Origin of the sequence: Enterobacter cloacae complex sp. IR5441 (assembly GCF_049238215.1) — a bacterium.
GTDB classification, from domain to species: Bacteria; Pseudomonadota; Gammaproteobacteria; order Enterobacterales; family Enterobacteriaceae; genus Enterobacter; species Enterobacter hormaechei_C.
In genome coordinates, this window is sequence record NZ_JBMKIA010000003.1 from 60,698 (window position 1) to 77,088 (window position 16,391).

Below are 16,391 nucleotides of genomic sequence, written 5' to 3' on the forward strand. Positions count from 1 at the left end.
AACAATATTCACGTGAATTATGGATGAAAAAATCTTAAAGGCATATAACGGCGTGGAGGTTACCTTGTTTTCCACGTAATTAATAATTTTTATTTTGTATTGATTATAATAATTCATTCATGGCATCAATCGTTATTTCTACCGCATCATTTAGTTTAGATTTTACTTAACCCGTAACAATTATATTTTATTCATCCGCCGTCAGAGTGATTTAGCATGGGACAGCTTTCCAGCCCGGAAAGTTCACGAAGTAATAAAAAAATAACTGCAAAGGAATAATCAAAATGCAAAGAAAAGTACTGGCACTGATGATCCCCGCTTTGTTAATGGCTGGCGTCGCTCACGCAGCTGAAATTTATAATAAAGACGGCAATAAACTGGATCTGTATGGCAAAGTAGATGGTCTGCATTATTTCTCTGACGACGCGTCTAAAGATGGCGATCAAACCTATATGCGACTGGGCTTCAAAGGTGAAACCCAAATCAACGACATGATGACCGGCTTCGCACAATGGGAATACAACATTCAGGCAAACAACACCGAAGGTTCTGACAATCAGTCCTGGACGCGTTTGGCCTTCGCGGGTGTGAAGGTGGGCGATTACGGCTCCTTCGATTACGGCCGTAACTATGGCGTCCTGTACGACGTTGAAGGCTGGACCGATATGCTGCCAGAATTTGGTGGCGACTCTTATACTTATGCCGATAACTTTATGACCGGTCGTGCAAACGGCGTGGCTACCTACCGTAACACCGACTTCTTTGGTCTGGTGCAGGGTCTGAACTTCGCGGTGCAGTATCAGGGTAATAATGAAGGCAGCAACTGTGACGAGTATGGCTGCTCTCAGGAAGGCACTAATAACCGTTCAGATAACAACATTCGTAATCAAAACGGTGATGGCTTCGGTATCTCCACCACCTATGACTTTGGCATGGGCTTCAGCGCAGGCGCGGCATATACGTCATCTGACCGTACCAACGATCAGGTTAGTGCTGGCACTGGCGCAGCATCTCAGTATGCAGGTGGCGATAAGGCGGATGCATGGACTGCTGGCCTGAAATATGACGCTAACAATATTTACCTGGCGGCAATGTATTCCGAAACCCGCAATATGACCCCTTATGGTTCAACCGATAGCCAAGATGGCGGCGGTATTGCAAACAAAACCCAGAACTTTGAAGTCACCGCACAATATCAGTTCGATTTCGGTCTGCGTCCGGCTATTTCCTATTTACAGTCCAAAGGTAAAGACCTGGGCAATGGCCAGGACGATAAAGATCTGGTGAAATACGCTGACGTCGGTGCTACCTACTATTTCAACAAAAACATGTCCACCTATGTTGATTATAAAATCAACCTGCTGGATGAAGATGATTCGTTCTACAAAAACAATGGCATCGGTACGGATGACATCGTAGCTTTAGGTCTGGTTTACCAGTTCTAATCCCGTTAGCCCGCAGCGATCTGCGGGCTAATTTTATCGCTGTTTCGCCTGTTCTTTGCGGAAAGAGAGATAGCCAAATACCCCGCTGTCGCCATCCATAGGGTGATTTACTCCATCCATTACCACCACTTCCGGGAAGTCGAATGGCGTGACATTTTCCAGACAGGCGACATTCACACCATATTCATTGGGATTGAAACGTCGTTGGTGGAACGTGTAAATACCGCAGATCGAACAGAAGAAATGGCGCGCCGTGCCGGTGTTGAAACGGTACTCTGTGAGCGTGTCCGCGCCCTGCGTCACCTTAATGCCCGTCAAAGGCGCTGAAACCACTACCGCCCCACGCATCCTGCAAAACGAGCAGCTACATCGACGTGCGGTATTCAGGCCGTCCGACAGCTCAACCGTAAATTTCACCGCCCCACAATGACACTGTGCATGACGAATGTCAGCCATCGTTATACTCCTTTTCTCACTAACTCAGCCGCTTTTAAAAAGACCTCATCTTCGACACCATCCCCCTTCTGCCTGCCGAGCCTTACCAGCTCAGCGACAATACTTTCACGGTTGATGATCTTCTGGGATGAAACCAGCCCGATAACGGCGGCACCAATCGCCAGCCCAACTAATCCTGTCTGCTCGTCTTTATTTTTCATAGAAGCGCTCCCTTGTCCCCCTCAAAAGCGTAGCAGGAGAAATGTAAAACGCGCTGGTACGCGGGAATGAGATCCGTGCTTTATCTCAGCTTTTCGCCAGGCAAAACAGTAGGGGTTCTGAGCGGTTATCAGACAACGTTGAAGAGGACAACATGAATAGCGGTGCGCGTAGAGAGGCCGAATGGGTGTTAAAACCGCCTTCGAAAAGGCGGCAGGTCATTACTCTGGATCTTTATCGCCTGATTCAGGCGCTGAGCCAGGATCATCTTTCGGTTTTTTTCCATCCTTGTCCGGGTTATCCGGGCTGGGATTATAATCAGGATGGTCACCATTAACGGGACGGTCAGTCATTTTCACCTCCGTTTTTACTGCGTAAGCTGTAAGTGTAGACAACCCTTCAGTCTTAACCAAACTTCTCCTGTGGAGCTCATTTGTAAATCGTGCTGGCATTCGGCGCTGCAATCCGTACCATACACGACACACTTTCGCATGCTGGTTTTTACCGGTAGCCGCAAACCCGTCTTTTATCGCTAACCAGATGGGGCACGTACATGCGCAGATGGTGTATGAAATCTATGCTACATGGATAGAAGAGATGAACACGAAGCTGACGCTTTGAAATCGTTTTCCTCACCCTGTGCCCCATTTGAGATCTGAGTAACGAATAGATGCAACAAAATCAAGAAATTAACAAGAAAGAACAGTACAACCTGAATAAACTGCAAAAGCGACTGCGCCGTAACGTGGGCGAAGCCATTGCAGACTTCAACATGATTGAAGAAGGCGATCGCATCATGGTCTGCCTGTCGGGCGGTAAAGACAGCTACACCATGCTGGAGATCCTGCGCAATCTACAGCAAAGCGCACCGGTGAACTTTTCCCTGGTCGCGGTTAACCTCGATCAGAAACAGCCGGGCTTCCCGGAGCATATCCTGCCGGAGTACCTTGAGAACCTGGGCGTTGAGTACAAAATCGTAGAAGAGAATACCTACGGCATTGTTAAAGAGAAGATCCCAGAGGGCAAAACGACCTGCTCGCTCTGCTCACGTTTGCGTCGCGGCATTCTGTACCGCACCGCAACCGAACTGGGCGCCACCAAGATTGCGCTTGGTCATCACCGGGACGACATTCTGCAAACGCTGTTTCTGAATATGTTCTATGGCGGCAAAATGAAGGGAATGCCACCGAAGCTGATGAGCGACGACGGCAAACACATCGTGATCCGCCCACTCGCCTACTGCCGCGAGAAAGACATTGAGCGTTTCTCCCAGGCCAAAGCCTTCCCTATCATTCCGTGCAATCTGTGCGGCTCACAGCCGAACCTGCAACGTCAGGTCATTGGCGACATGCTGCGTGACTGGGATAAACGCTATCCGGGCCGCATCGAAACCATGTTCAGCGCCATGCAGAACGTGGTGCCTTCGCACCTGGCCGACGTTGAACTGTTCGATTTCAAAGGGATTAACCACGGTTCAGAGGTGGTGAATGGCGGGGATCTGGCGTTTGACCGCGAAGAGATCCCGATGCAGCCTGCTGGCTGGCAGCCAGAGGAAGAGGATGCGCAATTCGATGAACTGCGCCTGAACGTGGTAGAAGTCAAGTAACCTGGCAGCGTCTCAGATATCATTTCTGAGACGCGTTTTAAGCTTATTTCAGCAGTCGAACGCGGCAGGTCTTCCCTTTAATCTTCCCGCCCTGCAACTGTTTCCAGGCCTTATGCGCAACCGACTGGCGAACCGCTACGTAGACATGCGCAGGATGGACCGTGATCTTGCCAATATCTGCCCCGTCGAGACCGATATCCCCAGTTAACGCCCCCAGAACGTCACCGGGACGCATTTTGGCCTTTTTACCGCCGTCGATGCACAGGGTGGCCATTTCCGCCGCCAGCGGAGCGATGCTGATATTACCAGGGGTATTCACCCAGTTGAGTTTCAGTTGCAGCATTTCCGCAAGAATATTGGCGCGCTGCGCCTCTTCAGGTGCGCAGAAGCTGATGGCGAGACCACTGTTACCTGCGCGCGCGGTACGCCCGATGCGGTGGACATGCACTTCCGGATCCCATGCCAGTTCGAAATTCACCACCAGCTCAAGCGATTTAATATCCAGGCCACGGGCCGCCACATCCGTTGCAACCAGCACGCGTGCGCTGCCGTTAGCGAAACGCACCAGCGTCTGATCGCGATCGCGCTGTTCCAGATCGCCATGCAGCGATAATGCGCTCTGTCCGGCATCATTCAGGGCATCGCACACCGCCTGACAATCTTTTTTGGTATTACAGAACACCACGCAGGACGCTGGCTGGTGTTGGCTCAGCAATTTTTGTAGCAGTGGAATCTTGCCGTGCTGCGATGTCTCGAAGAACTGCTGCTCAATCGCCGGTAACGCATCGACAGTATCAATTTCAATGGTCAGCGGGTTCTTCTGCACGCGCCCGCTGATCGCCGCTATCGCCTCGGGCCAGGTGGCAGAAAAGAGCAGCGTCTGGCGCGTGGCTGGCGCAAAGCGGATCACTTCGTCAATCGCATCGCTGAAGCCCATATCCAGCATGCGGTCAGCTTCATCCATCACCAGCGTTTGCAGTGCATCGAGTGAAACGGTGCCTTTTTGCAGGTGATCGAGCAGACGGCCCGGCGTTGCCACAATGATATGCGGCGCGTGCTGAAGGGAATCGCGCTGCGCACCGAACGGTTGCCCGCCGCAGAGCGTTAAAATTTTAGTGTTAGGCAAAAAACGCGCCAGACGACGCAGCTCACCCGCGACCTGGTCGGCCAGCTCGCGCGTCGGGCAGAGTATCAGGGACTGAGTCTGAAACAGGGTTGCATCAATGTGTTGTAACAGGCCTAGCCCGAATGCAGCCGTTTTTCCACTGCCGGTTTTCGCCTGCACGCGCACGTCACGGCCTTCAAGGATAGCCGGCAGCGCGGCGGCCTGGACAGGGGTCATAGTGAGGTAGCCCAACTCATTCAGGTTAGTCAGTTGGGCTTCAGGCAGAACGTTCAGCGTGGAAAAAGCGGTCACAATATACTCTCGTGGTAATGATTGCAGTCAGATGGCGCGTATCCTCGCAGATATGCGCTAACGATGCGACAATTTAATCGGTTCTTCATCGGGCGGCGGATCCGGCATCGGCTGCGGACGTGGGACAGGATCGGGTATCGGCGTCGGATCGGTGGGCACCGGATCGGACTGCCAGGTGTTGAGGCGTTGCAGGGCAAGTAGCATACTCATCTTTTCCTCCAGATTAGGGTGCTGACCCCTAAAGGGTAGACGCAGATAAACAGGAGGCAAAAAAAAAGCCGACTATGAAGTCGGCGTCGTACGAATCAATTGTGCTATGCAGTAATTCAAAAAAAGGAAGTAAGACAATATGGAGCGCAACGCCCATCGCTTGACGTTGCATTCACCTGCGGGAGTAATATTGCACCGAACATGGTCGGAGTTTATTGACTTCGCTCAATTAAAATGTCGTTTTGAAGCCGACTCTGCCTCAGAAAAGCGTAAATTTACAGCCATTTACTACGATGCAACCACCATGCAACACCCCCAATCAAAACCACTAACATGACGCAAAACGTGGTGAAGCCATAGTGATATTCACCGCCGGGGATCCCTCCGAGGTTTACGCCAAACAACCCCGTCAGGAAGGTACTCGGTAAAAAGACCATCGCCATCAGCGACATGGTGTACGTTCTCCTGGCTAACGACTCCTGCATCACCTGGGCTATCTCATCCGCCATGACTGCCGTTCTGGCAATACATGAGTCAATCTCGTCCAGTCCACGTCCGAGCCGGTCAGCGATATCCTGCATTCTGCGGCGCTGATCGTCGTTCATCCAGCTCATGCGTTCGCTGGCCAGCCGCGCATAAACGTCGCGCTGAGGGGTCATATAGCGGCGCATCACGATGAGCTGCTTACGCAGCAGCGCCAGAAAACCACGGGGGGGGATTTGCTGATCGAGCAGGTTATCTTCCAGATCGATGATTTTATCGTGAAGTTCTTCTATAAACTCGCTGGCATGATCAGTCAGCGCATCACACACATCCACCAGCCAGCTGCCGCAATCCGTAGGCCCCGTGCCCTCTTTCAGATCGTTAATGACATCATCCAGCGCCAGCACTTTTCTCTGGCGGGTGGAAACAATCAGCCGTTCATCCATATAAACACGCATTGCCACCAGCTGATCCGGACGCTCATCCGTACTGCCGTTTATACAACGCAGCGTAATTAACGTCCCCTCACCCATGCGGCTGACGCGGGGTCTGAGACTTTCTCCCGCCAGCGCATCCCGAACGTTGTTGGGCAGTAGCGGCGTGGACGCGAGCCACTCGGCGCTGTCCGGGTGCGTGTAGTTGAGGTGCAGCCAGCATGGATGTTCGCTGTCGATGTGATCCTGATCTTCAAGCGGCCTTGCGCCGCCTTGTCCATCAAACACCCATGCAAAAACTGCGTCAGGTACGTTAACCTCAGACCCTTTAATGCTCTCCACAGCGCCTCCACCGTTTTATCTCTTTCGGTGTCAGTCTAGCTTTCGCCGAGGGTTAAGCAATAATTATGTGAGGCATCGTCCTGAATACGTTCAGGAATTCACCGCCCATTCGCGGCTTCTTAACGCATTGTCAGTCTGGAACTCATTTTCCAGACGGAAATTACGTGTTCGTGTCTGGAGCTCAATCACCTGATTGCGCAGCACATCTGACGATCCATTGAGTTCCTCAACCATCGACACGTTGCTCTGCGTTACGCGTTCAAGCTCTGACAATGCCTGCGTAATTTGTGAAATACCTTTTTCCTGTTCTGATGTTGAGGCGGATATTTCATCCATCAGTCTGCTCACATTGCCCGAACCGGTAACAATGTCATGCATGTTTTTTTCGGCTTCAGAGACCACGTTAACGCCCTGCGTCACGTTATGGCTGGTAACTTCAATCAGTGACTTAATATTTTTTGCCGCTTCGGCGCTACGATGCGCCAGGCTTCTCACCTCACCCGCGACCACAGAAAACCCTTTACCATGGTCGCCCGCTCTTGCCGCTTCAACGGCGGCGTTAAGCGCCAGAATATTGGTCTGAAAAGCGATACCGTCAATCAGCGAGATAATCTCTGTCATTTGCTGGGCGCAGTCGGTAATCGACTGCATATTGTTCGCGACCTGCCCCATTAATTCTCCGCCTTTACGCGCCTGTAACGTCGCGATATTCGCCTGCTCGCTGGCTAAACGGGTATTGTCGGCATTATTTTTTGTACTTGCAGCCATCTCTTCCATGCTGGCTGCCGTTTGCACCAGCGAAGCTGACTGCTGTTCTGTTTTGACGGAAAGCTGCGCGCTGCGTGAAGAGAGTTGATCTGACAGGGTCATCGCGGTTTGCGAGGAGGCGCGGATCTCACGGACCAGCGTTGCAATGTTGCTGGAGAGACTATTAATCCCCGGGATCAGTCGTCCCGCACAGTTGTTGCCAAATTCAGGTATCGACACGCCAAGTTTGCCTGACGTCACTTCTTCAATACTTTTTTTCACCGTATTGATCGGCGTCACAAGATATTTGGTCATGTACGCCCAGAGTAAAAATAAGGCGATGAATTGTACAATTATGACTGCAATAAAAAGCGAAGAATTCCGTGAAAATAGCGCTATAACTCCATCACTTACCAAAAATACACATAAAAGGAAATAGACAATGAACGTTCTGACACTAATATTTCTTAGCATACGTTTTCCTGGGGCATTATATTTTGGTTGGCATTAAGGGTTATAGCATTGCCATACAAATTTGTCCTCACGTTCGTCGCTGGTTTGTTGTTTTGCAGTTTGATTTTCGCAGTTTTACTTAAGGCGGACAAAAAGCATGTTTTACGCTAAATGTCTGGCTTGTCGTTTGGTTGCTGATACCCCTTCAAAAATGGCAATTATATATTTAAGGAGGGGTACTGTAGGGCGCCGTTGTTTAGTGGTGCTTAATAAGTTAACGTAGTTAATACGCTCCCCTCCCGTTAGAGTGGCTTACGTTCAGGCCAGATAGTCGATAGCCTGGAAAAAGCAGTCCTCATTCATGAGAATATTCTCTTTTGCACTTTGATGCCCGCGACGAATATACCAGCCTGTATCAGGCGCCATGCTTAAATGGAATATCCTCGCCCCCGACAGACTATCGGGGACATTAATACTCATCGTCACACACCCCTTCTCCGGCCCCCTGATCACCTGTTCTGGCATAATGGTGACGCTGCGATCCCCATTTTGCAAAATGATCGTCGTAATGGCATAACGGCATATACCGCTACTGAGGCTATAGCCAACCGTACTTAAATCGGTGATATGTTTTTTAGATAAAATTATTTCAATACCAGAACCTTCAAACCATGTAATGATTTGCTGTGCAAGATCCTCCATCCGCTCACAAAACGCCCTGACTTCGGCCTCAGCCGTATTAACATAGATTGGTTTGTCCCCGATGCTCTGCTGCACTTTCTTAAAAAAACGCTCTCTTGCTGACATGTCAACTCCGTGTTTTTCGCCAGTCTCATTATTCTTTTTGGTGCTTCAGCAGGGCATAGCTGGCAATCAACTGCTGAAGATGCTGTTCGGTCTGGTTTAGCTGCGCTGCTGACACGGGTTGCCCGGCAGGTAAAATGGAAAGCAGACGAAGCTGCTCCTCAAGCGGAACGGTATGGCTGAAGGACTGCGACATGGCAAACACGGCTGATTTCAGTTCGCTGACCGTCATGTACTTCCCCTTCTGTTCATCCAGCGCGTTTAGCCTGTTCGTCAACTGCTGTAACTGCGTCATTCCCTGATGCCAGCCATTCAGCTCTGACTCTGCAAGTCCGGCAACGCTAATCTGCTTGTGCCACCGCTGCGCCAGGGGTTTGGCCTCTTCAGGCCACAGCGTCAGCGCCTGCTGCACCAGACGGTCGCCGTAGCTTACTGCCCAGTCTGGTTTCAGGTATAAAAGCTGCGCTAACAGCTGCTGTGTCTTGCTGATCCCCGGTTCAGGTGGCGGTGACGTTTGTTGCAGCGCCTGCAACTGTGCTGTAGAGAGTCCTTCAGGTAAAGGAGTCAGGGACGCGGTCAGCTGTGTTTGTACTGAATCTGGCGCATGCATCGTCTGCCATCCCACTGCGACAACACTGGCAGCCACCAGCATGAACAACATACCCGCAGCAAATGGCTTCCACTGCTTCACGGGTACAGGAGGCTCTTTATTCGGCAACGGCTCGGGCTGAACCACATAAACCCATTTACAACGCTCTGTCGGTTCTGTGAGGTGAAGTTCCGCGGCCCCCACCGCGTTACCCGGCAGACTTACGCCCGTATTTTCGCTGTTTTCCAGACGCACTGCTGCGTTCTGCATCATCGTGCGCAGGGCATCAAGCTGAGCAGCATGCTTAAGTTCGAGGCGCTGCAACATGTCACTCAGAGCGTTCAGATTCTCCTCAGCCTGATAAAGCTGCCCTAAATCGGCATACGTCAACGTCAGCGTTCTCACCACCTGTTGCAGGCGTTTGCTCAGTGCGCTGAGGATTTCAACTCGCGCATGGACAGGCTGTGGCCAGAGGCTACCCCACTGGCGGACGACCAGGGCAGCCAGTAGCGCCAGCCCTTCATTCATGCCGTAGAGTCCGGCGAGATGCGTGCGGGCGAGCGTATACCAGGCAGCCGTTTGTAGCTCCACACCGTTATGCTCAAACAGTGACAGACAGAGAGTTTCCGCGTGTTGCCAGTTAACATCCGGGCGTGCCGGATGGGTGAGCTTGTTCATTTCGTCGCGCAAGGCAGCGTAATCCGCAAGCGTGCGCGGATCCCCGCCGGTTTTAAGTTGGCGTTCAGAATTTATTGTCATAACTGTTTTAACCTGAGTAAGAACTAGATGGCGGCTCGTGCATCGAGGTATTGCTGTTGTTTCAGATGACGGATTAATACCCTGCCCTCGGGCATAAATTCCTTGCCGTAGCGCACCAGCCCCACCCCCTTCAGCTCCGCGTCAATGGCGTAGCGGAGTTCACCGGGCTGAATCTGTTCCTGCATCACCACGTTAATCCGGCTCAGGCGCGGCTCGTATTTCAGCAACACGGCCGACAGTGTGGTGATCAGCTGGTGGGCGGTCCCGGGCATTCCCTGGAGAATTTTTGTCATATCCGGCAGGCCGTAGTCCGGCAGGTGAGCCAGCGTACCGGCGCGGCAGTTAAGTACCCGCTGCATATTATCGAGTACCGATAAAATCACCTGATTCTGTTCGCTGACCTGGTTGAGGCTCAGGCCTCCTGAGAAATTACCGCTCAGCATTTCATAAAGCGATGGCGTGTTGTGTCCCTGTGGCATAAGTCATTATATGAACACATTCCGTTTGCAAAGCATCCATTGTTTAGACATTGACGGGTAGGGTTCAGCATTATTCCTGGCTTATTTGCAGCTATAACGCTGCCAGCCCAAATGTAATTCGCTGACTCACGCCTTATTTCCTTCGCGGCTTTAAGCCCCGTGACTGATTCAGGTGTAGTGAGTCCTGGTCTTACCTGTCTTTGCCATTACACTGGCCGCCAGAGCAACCTTTCAGTATTCACCCATTTGTTAAGAGTTTATATTCATCCGTATCAGCGATTAGTATGACCGGATACTGATATGATCCTTACCGTACTTATGGTAATAAGTCGCTATAGCCCATACTATTTCATTGCCTTAATCGCGTTTCCAGGTCAATTCTGACCAAGGGGGCGAAGGGAATTGGCATTTTAAACGTTAACCACACTCTGGAATTTTCCATCCAGCCCACCCTTCACTTGTTGGATACATTGCATATTGCCCGTGCCATTCTAGTGCAACCGAATCAGAGAACTGAGCTTGCCAAAAGTGCCATGCAGAGCTTTTTATTTTATTCCCATTGGAATCATATACAACAAAAAAAGATTGATTGGAAAACAACCGTAATACTCTCCCGATACCACCATATAGTCGATAGTCAGGAATATAAGTATTCAGTTCGCATTTATTTTCTCGACTCCATATAGAATCATTCTTGATTGCGTTTTGATAAGCCATGATCTTAATCACCATTAGCAAAACGCAAAAGAAGAAAACTGATATCAACATGAAGCAGCACGTTTTTTTTATAAAGCTATGGATTTATATTCACCACTTTCCAGTAAACATATTCCTCCATATCTACCTTATTCAAATGAATGATAAGTTAGTGAGACTGGTCCTTTGAGGTGGAAAGCCAATCCAAGTGGGTCACCATGCCGTGCACACTTTTGCCGCTCCGCATCCGGAAGGAGGCATATTTCATCAGCACCTGTTCCGGGGGAATGTTCGCCTGAAACGTTGTGAACACGATGCCCCAGCGGAATGGTTCGCTCAGTGCTTCCCTGCCGTAAAAGCGCAGAACATCCAGCTTCACTGAACTGTCATTGATATCCAGAAAATATCGGGTCTGTCCGTCAAAAAGCGCTAACCAGTTATCCATCACGTCACTCCTTCACCGGCACGAGGCTGAGCCAGCCATCACCCAGTTCAATCGTGCGGGGTTTGTCCGGGTCAAGATCGTCACGGGTCAGTACCAGGCGCCAGCGGTTATCCTTCTGATCCGGGCGGTTAAACAGTCCCACCACAGCCACGAACTGAGCATCTTCATCCATGGGCATATTGAGAGTCACGCTGGCTTTAGGCATCACCAGCACCGATTTTGACGCCAGTACGTCGTCTTTAAGAGACCGTATCGGCATTGCGAAGCAGCGTCTGGTAATCGGCGGCATCAACTGCTTTACGATCCCTGAGCTGATAAACCCGCACCATCGTCGCCAGCGGCGTCTGTGCGCCATCGGCGTTAATGGCCGTGCGTGGGGTAAAATCCAGATGCAGCGTTTTAATTTACTTGTAGAAGATGGATTTCGTGATGCTGACCGTACCGTCCGTGACAGTCTGTGTCAGAGCGCAGCCTGCGAGCAGACCACAGGCAATAAGCGTCAGCGCCCGCCAGCGGGTTACTGTTGCCATTCAAAGACTCGTACATTGATTGAACAATAAATGTTATTTTAACTTTCTATTTAAAAAAGATATAAAGAAAGTCAAAGATATAACGCAGGCAATGAATAATGACACATTCCTAAACATTTCCACTTCAAAGAAGAGATATGCAGGATAAACAATTAGCAGAATGTATTTAAGTCGCCTTACTACTTTGGTTGCGTATGACCCAGAAGATACTTTTTTCAACTGACTATTTGAGAAGAAAACAAATAGATAAGACAAAGAAGAAGAGAAAATAAACAATAACGCCCTATATGGCAAATCAGCTCTGAAGATATCCATCCCCAATAGCAGAGTTGAACTTATTGCTACTGTGACACTTATTACTCACCTAGGAATAACTGCTGATATCAATATGAAAAACACAAGAAGCAAATATACATAAAAGCCATAGAGGTTTGTTGATATGTGGATTTTGTGTGGATTAAAAAAATTGGCATAAAATAAAGAAATTAAAATGGTTAGAATTCTATAGATCATAGAGGCTAGCAAGCCGATCAGTAATTTGCCATTAAGTGAATTTATATTTTTATTTATTCCAATCCGCATATTTAGCATACTCTTCTGAGGTTATCGGGTTACCTAGTGCATCAGCTGATGTACCATTGTCTTGCTCAACAACATTCACCGCAGGGTAAGTACCTCACCCAGATTTAATGCTATATGTAAATCTTTGGCTTGCATATAAAGTCCCTCGAAGCACAAAGAAATTATCATATATATTATTTATATCAGTACGTTTACCAGTTTCCCATATCATACCTGTTTCAACTGTTGATGGTATCTTTTTTACCATTCTATATGTGTCTGTGGCGAAAGGTATTTGCCCAACCGCATCTGTCCAATATGGAATTTTATTTATCATTACGAGGAGATAACTGTCACCACCCAGGCGATTATTTTCCAGTCACCCTCGCCTTTTGGACGAAACGCCAAAGGCGTTCTGTCAATAACGGAAAATTCCACAATATTATCCCAATTGAATATTTTGTAGGTTTTTTTGCGTAATCAGCTTCGTTAACATATAACAATTCTCGATAGTTATCAGCTAACGGTTCAAACCATTGATACTGAAATTTATCATACAGATCTTGAACTGTCATTATTGCAAAAGAATCATTTTCCCCACCTCGCAAAACAAATAATACATCAGCATTTTTCCTTGTAATTATTAAGATATTTGGCACGTAGATTTCATGTGTTTCCTCATCTTTTTCAGGCGTAGTATTACCTTTTATTCCCAATTCAGTCTTTTCATCTTTTGTAAAGATTAGATAAGGTTTTCCATCGACTTCAATACTGATTTTTTTCATTGAATTATCACTGAGCTTAAAAAGACCCAGTACTCAGATTCACTATCACTCTTGTCGATATATCCATTTGTACCCGAGCCAGAAAGTAATTCCTCTCCATCTGACGTTTCAACACGATAGTTGACATTTGAAGAGAAACTTAACGTTCTGTCGCAATACTGAGTGATCATTGCCATCTGCTTCAATGACGCAATTGGTAGGTCGTTTACCCTGCCGTCATCGTCCTTTTCACTTTGCGCAAATACATCGCCGTCGTGCCATACTCGACCTTCCCGGCCTCAAGCTTCAGATAACTACCACCACCGATAAGCGTGATACGCTTTTTCCCGGCAAACGAGATGTCACTCGCCGAACTCATCGTCAACTTTTTCTCCGCAAACAGCCGCATGTTGGCGTTCTGCGCCTGGACCTCCACCGGCCCTTCCCCTGACTTGACGCTCAGCTGACCGGTACGGGCAAAGAGCCCCAGCTTCTCTCCGGTAAGCAGGGTCAGATTGCCCATAGCGCCTGTGCTGATATCTCCGCCAGCATTAATGGCGACGTTTTTGCTGGCGGCAATTTGCAGATGCTCACCACTGGTCAGCGCCATCCCTTCCGGGGCGGACATCAGCAGCGCCTCATTGAGCGGTTTCAGCCGCTGTTCGAACATCCGTATCTGGCTGTCAACATCCGCTTTCAGCGCCTGCGCCTGCTCTGCCGCCATTTCCAGCTGTTGCAGTTGCTGGTTAAGCCGGTCGATTTCCTTAAGTGCGGCATCCATGTCCAGCGCATCACCCTGCGCTTTCGCCTGCGCATCCGCACTGACAAACAATCCCTTGCCTGCTCTTAGGGTTCCCCACTCATCGGTGCGCAGCTCCGTTCCCTGACCGCGACGCTGCCCCTGGCTGTCCACCAGATGTCCGCTGTTCAGCTGCGTTTTGCCGTATTCCGTGGCGAGTTTGACGTGCTCCTCCCCGCGCTTATCCTCCATCCGCAGCTTGTTGTTCGCGGGGGTGCGCAGCACGTTGCGGGTGTGGTTGTCGCGGGTGACGGGGTCCGGGTGTTCTGAGTCGTGCAGGGCGTGAGAGATATATGGCAGGTCGATGTCGCCGTTGCTGTACGCGATGGCAACTTCGGTCCCGTCGGTGAGCGGCGTATGCCAGCCGTACGTCTCTCCGGCATACGGTTTCGCCATCCGCAGCCACAGGTATGCGAAACCCTGCTCAGCTTCGTCCCGGTCAAAGTCCAGCCTGACGCGGTAGCGGCCCTGGTCGTCCAGATGCGCATAAATATCATTCTTCTCCCGGCTCTCAATGCGGGCGGGCAGGCTGCCGTGGATTTCCGGGCGCGAAACTTCCGCCGGGCGAAAACAGTAGCGCTCTGTGTAGGGCATGCCCCACACCGACACGTGCAGGCGGGAATCCCGCGCTCCCCGGAAGGTCACCAGCGTGAGGATGCCCCCCTCTTTCAGGGCCGTAATGACATCGCCCTGCGGCTCCAGCACCTGACCGGGTGACAGTACGGAGGCGTTGCTGAACAGGTGGATACGGACTGATTTATTGAGTTCCCGCTCGTGATGAAGCCGGGCATAAAATGCGCCGGATTCGGTTTCCGGCTCCGGGTCGCTGTCGTCGCCTGCTTCCCGGTACGGAGCTTTGTAGCGGTAGTGCTCACCCGTCGTCACCGCATCACTGCGTACGCTGACCGTCGCATCCATCGGCGTGGAGGAAGTCCGGTAGTTGTAATCCCGCGTGGCGACGGTGCCGGTGGCAATGTTGTGCCAGGTCCGCACATCCCAGACCGATTCTGCCGCCCCGTCGAACAGACCCGATGGCTCACGGTAAGGCAGGCGCACATCAAACCGGTAGTTAAGCTGGCTGTCGGCAAAAATGTACGTATCCAGACCGCGCACATCATCCATCTCCGTTCGCCAGTAAATTCCCACCTCTGACAGAATGCGCTGGATAAACTGTAAATCCGTCTCCCGCCACTGGGTGATAAGCTCCCGCGCCGGATAGCTGCGCTCCAGACGAAACTCAAAGTCCGGCCCTTCCAGCCCGTGCTGACGCAGAACCTGCTCCACCACCTCCGGTACGGCCTGGTGCTGGAAAATGCGGCACTGGCGGGTGCGGCTGAGCAGCGCCAGACGGGAACTCAGCTCCACCCGGTAATGCGACTGGTCGGCAGTGGTGGAAAGCCACTCCAGACGGGTCACTATGCCGTGAACATTTTTGCCGCTCCGCATCCGCAGCGACGCATATTTCATCAGCACCTGTTCCGGGGGAATGTTCGCCTGCCCGGAGGTGAACTCGATGTCCCATCTGAACGGCTCGCTCAGGGCTTCCCTTCCGCGAAAGCGCAAAACATCCGCCGTCACGGTACTGTCATTAATATCCAGAAAATATCGGGTCTGTCCGTCGAAAAGCGCCAGCCAGTTATCCATCACATCACTCCTTTACCGGCACGAGGCTGAGCCAGCCCTCGCCCAGCTCGATGGTGCGGGGGGTATCCGGGTCGAGGTCGTCACGAGTCAGCACCAGGCGCCAGCGGTTATCCTTCATGTCCGGGCGGTTAAACAGCCCCACCACCGCCACGAACTCAGCGTCTTCATCCATGGGCATATTGAGCGTCACGCTGCCGTTGGGCATCACCAGCAGCTCTTTTGTCGCCAGCTCGTCCTCTTTCAGTACCGTATCGGCCTTACGCAGCAGCGTCTGGTAGTCTGCTGTATCAATATTCTTACGGTCTTTAAGCTGGTAGACCCGCACCATCGTCGCCAGCGGCGTCTGTGCGCCATCGGCGTTTATGGCCTTGCGCGGGGTAAAATCCAGATGCAGCGTTTTAATTTTCTTGTAGAAGATGGATTTCGTGATGCTGACCGTACCGTCCGTGACGGTCTGTGTCAGACCGCAGCCTGCGAGCAGACCACAGGCAATAAGCGTCAGCGCCCGCCAGCGGGTTACTGTTGCCATT

General features: G+C 50.8%; 16 protein-coding genes and 3 pseudogenes. 3 read left to right on the forward strand and 16 right to left on the reverse strand.

Annotated features, from left to right (window positions below; genetic code table 11):
• Window positions 1-284 precede the first annotated feature (284 nt).
• Window positions 285-1,445 (forward strand): porin OmpC, encoded by a 1,161-nt coding sequence (gene ompC, locus ACOTX5_RS04840; RefSeq protein ID WP_045911783.1) that lies wholly within the window; start codon window positions 285-287, stop codon window positions 1,443-1,445.
• A gap of 33 nt (window positions 1,446-1,478) precedes the next feature.
• Here ompC and ACOTX5_RS04845 read toward each other — a convergent pair whose 3' ends face one another.
• From ACOTX5_RS04845 to ACOTX5_RS04855, 3 genes are all read right to left on the reverse strand, one after another.
• Window positions 1,479-1,901: a GFA family protein gene (locus ACOTX5_RS04845; RefSeq protein ID WP_045911784.1), complete on the reverse strand. Its 423-nt coding sequence runs from the start codon at window positions 1,899-1,901 to the stop codon at window positions 1,479-1,481.
• 2 nt (window positions 1,902-1,903) lie between these two features.
• Window positions 1,904-2,101, reverse strand: coding sequence for a hypothetical protein (locus ACOTX5_RS04850; RefSeq protein ID WP_000790642.1), 198 nt, complete (start codon window positions 2,099-2,101; stop codon window positions 1,904-1,906).
• A 219-nt stretch (window positions 2,102-2,320) separates the two neighbouring features.
• Window positions 2,321-2,452, reverse strand: a complete 132-nt coding sequence (locus tag ACOTX5_RS04855) for a hypothetical protein (RefSeq protein ID WP_017693355.1) — start codon at window positions 2,450-2,452, stop codon at window positions 2,321-2,323.
• A 70-nt stretch (window positions 2,453-2,522) separates the two neighbouring features.
• On the opposite strand from ACOTX5_RS04855, the pseudogene ACOTX5_RS04860 reads away from it, so the two are divergent.
• Together ACOTX5_RS04860 and ttcA are read left to right on the forward strand one after the other, a co-directional pair.
• Window positions 2,523-2,720, forward strand: a pseudogene (locus tag ACOTX5_RS04860) (tyrosine-type recombinase/integrase); the annotation flags it as partial.
• A 49-nt stretch (window positions 2,721-2,769) separates the two neighbouring features.
• On the forward strand, window positions 2,770-3,705 hold the full coding sequence (gene ttcA / locus ACOTX5_RS04865; RefSeq protein ID WP_001186974.1) for a tRNA 2-thiocytidine(32) synthetase TtcA: 936 nt from the start codon (window positions 2,770-2,772) through the stop codon (window positions 3,703-3,705).
• A 43-nt stretch (window positions 3,706-3,748) separates the two neighbouring features.
• On the opposite strand, the gene dbpA is transcribed toward ttcA, so the two are convergent.
• The 13 genes and pseudogenes from dbpA to tssJ (ACOTX5_RS04930) form a co-directional block, all read right to left on the reverse strand.
• Complete coding sequence (dbpA, locus tag ACOTX5_RS04870) at window positions 3,749-5,122, reverse strand: ATP-dependent RNA helicase DbpA (protein ID WP_017382257.1); 1,374 nt, start codon at window positions 5,120-5,122, stop codon at window positions 3,749-3,751.
• A 57-nt stretch (window positions 5,123-5,179) separates the two neighbouring features.
• Window positions 5,180-5,326 carry a hypothetical protein gene (locus tag ACOTX5_RS04875; RefSeq protein WP_275427718.1) on the reverse strand — a complete coding sequence of 49 codons (147 nt, stop codon included), beginning with the start codon at window positions 5,324-5,326 and terminating at the stop codon, window positions 5,180-5,182.
• 281 nt (window positions 5,327-5,607) lie between these two features.
• Entirely contained in the window at window positions 5,608-6,591 is a 984-nt protein-coding gene (zntB, locus tag ACOTX5_RS04880; RefSeq protein WP_017382256.1) for a zinc transporter ZntB, read from the reverse strand.
• A 90-nt stretch (window positions 6,592-6,681) separates the two neighbouring features.
• Window positions 6,682-7,812: a methyl-accepting chemotaxis protein gene (locus ACOTX5_RS04885; protein ID WP_080276444.1), complete on the reverse strand. Its 1,131-nt coding sequence runs from the start codon at window positions 7,810-7,812 to the stop codon at window positions 6,682-6,684.
• A 297-nt stretch (window positions 7,813-8,109) separates the two neighbouring features.
• Window positions 8,110-8,598 carry a hypothetical protein gene (locus tag ACOTX5_RS04890; protein WP_045911785.1) on the reverse strand — a complete coding sequence of 163 codons (489 nt, stop codon included), beginning with the start codon at window positions 8,596-8,598 and terminating at the stop codon, window positions 8,110-8,112.
• A gap of 28 nt (window positions 8,599-8,626) precedes the next feature.
• Window positions 8,627-9,943: a VasL domain-containing protein gene (locus ACOTX5_RS04895; protein ID WP_045911786.1), complete on the reverse strand. Its 1,317-nt coding sequence runs from the start codon at window positions 9,941-9,943 to the stop codon at window positions 8,627-8,629.
• 23 nt (window positions 9,944-9,966) lie between these two features.
• On the reverse strand, window positions 9,967-10,422 hold the full coding sequence (gene tssE, locus ACOTX5_RS04900; RefSeq protein ID WP_063438855.1) for a type VI secretion system baseplate subunit TssE: 456 nt from the start codon (window positions 10,420-10,422) through the stop codon (window positions 9,967-9,969).
• 417 nt (window positions 10,423-10,839) lie between these two features.
• A complete protein-coding gene (locus tag ACOTX5_RS04905) occupies window positions 10,840-11,139 on the reverse strand; it encodes a hypothetical protein (RefSeq protein WP_234101218.1) in 300 nt (99 codons plus the stop codon).
• A gap of 151 nt (window positions 11,140-11,290) precedes the next feature.
• Window positions 11,291-11,563 (reverse strand): annotated as a pseudogene (locus ACOTX5_RS04910) (type IV secretion protein Rhs); the annotation flags it as partial.
• A 4-nt stretch (window positions 11,564-11,567) separates the two neighbouring features.
• Window positions 11,568-12,093 (reverse strand): annotated as a pseudogene (gene tssJ / locus ACOTX5_RS04915) (type VI secretion system lipoprotein TssJ).
• A gap of 929 nt (window positions 12,094-13,022) precedes the next feature.
• Window positions 13,023-13,439: a hypothetical protein gene (locus ACOTX5_RS04920; RefSeq protein ID WP_052954215.1), complete on the reverse strand. Its 417-nt coding sequence runs from the start codon at window positions 13,437-13,439 to the stop codon at window positions 13,023-13,025.
• A gap of 205 nt (window positions 13,440-13,644) precedes the next feature.
• A complete protein-coding gene (locus ACOTX5_RS04925; protein ID WP_080340110.1) occupies window positions 13,645-15,861 on the reverse strand; it encodes a type VI secretion system Vgr family protein in 2,217 nt (738 codons plus the stop codon).
• 4 nt (window positions 15,862-15,865) lie between these two features.
• Window positions 15,866-16,390 carry a type VI secretion system lipoprotein TssJ gene (tssJ, locus tag ACOTX5_RS04930; protein ID WP_045911788.1) on the reverse strand — a complete coding sequence of 175 codons (525 nt, stop codon included), beginning with the start codon at window positions 16,388-16,390 and terminating at the stop codon, window positions 15,866-15,868.
• Window position 16,391: the final 1 nt, after the last annotated feature.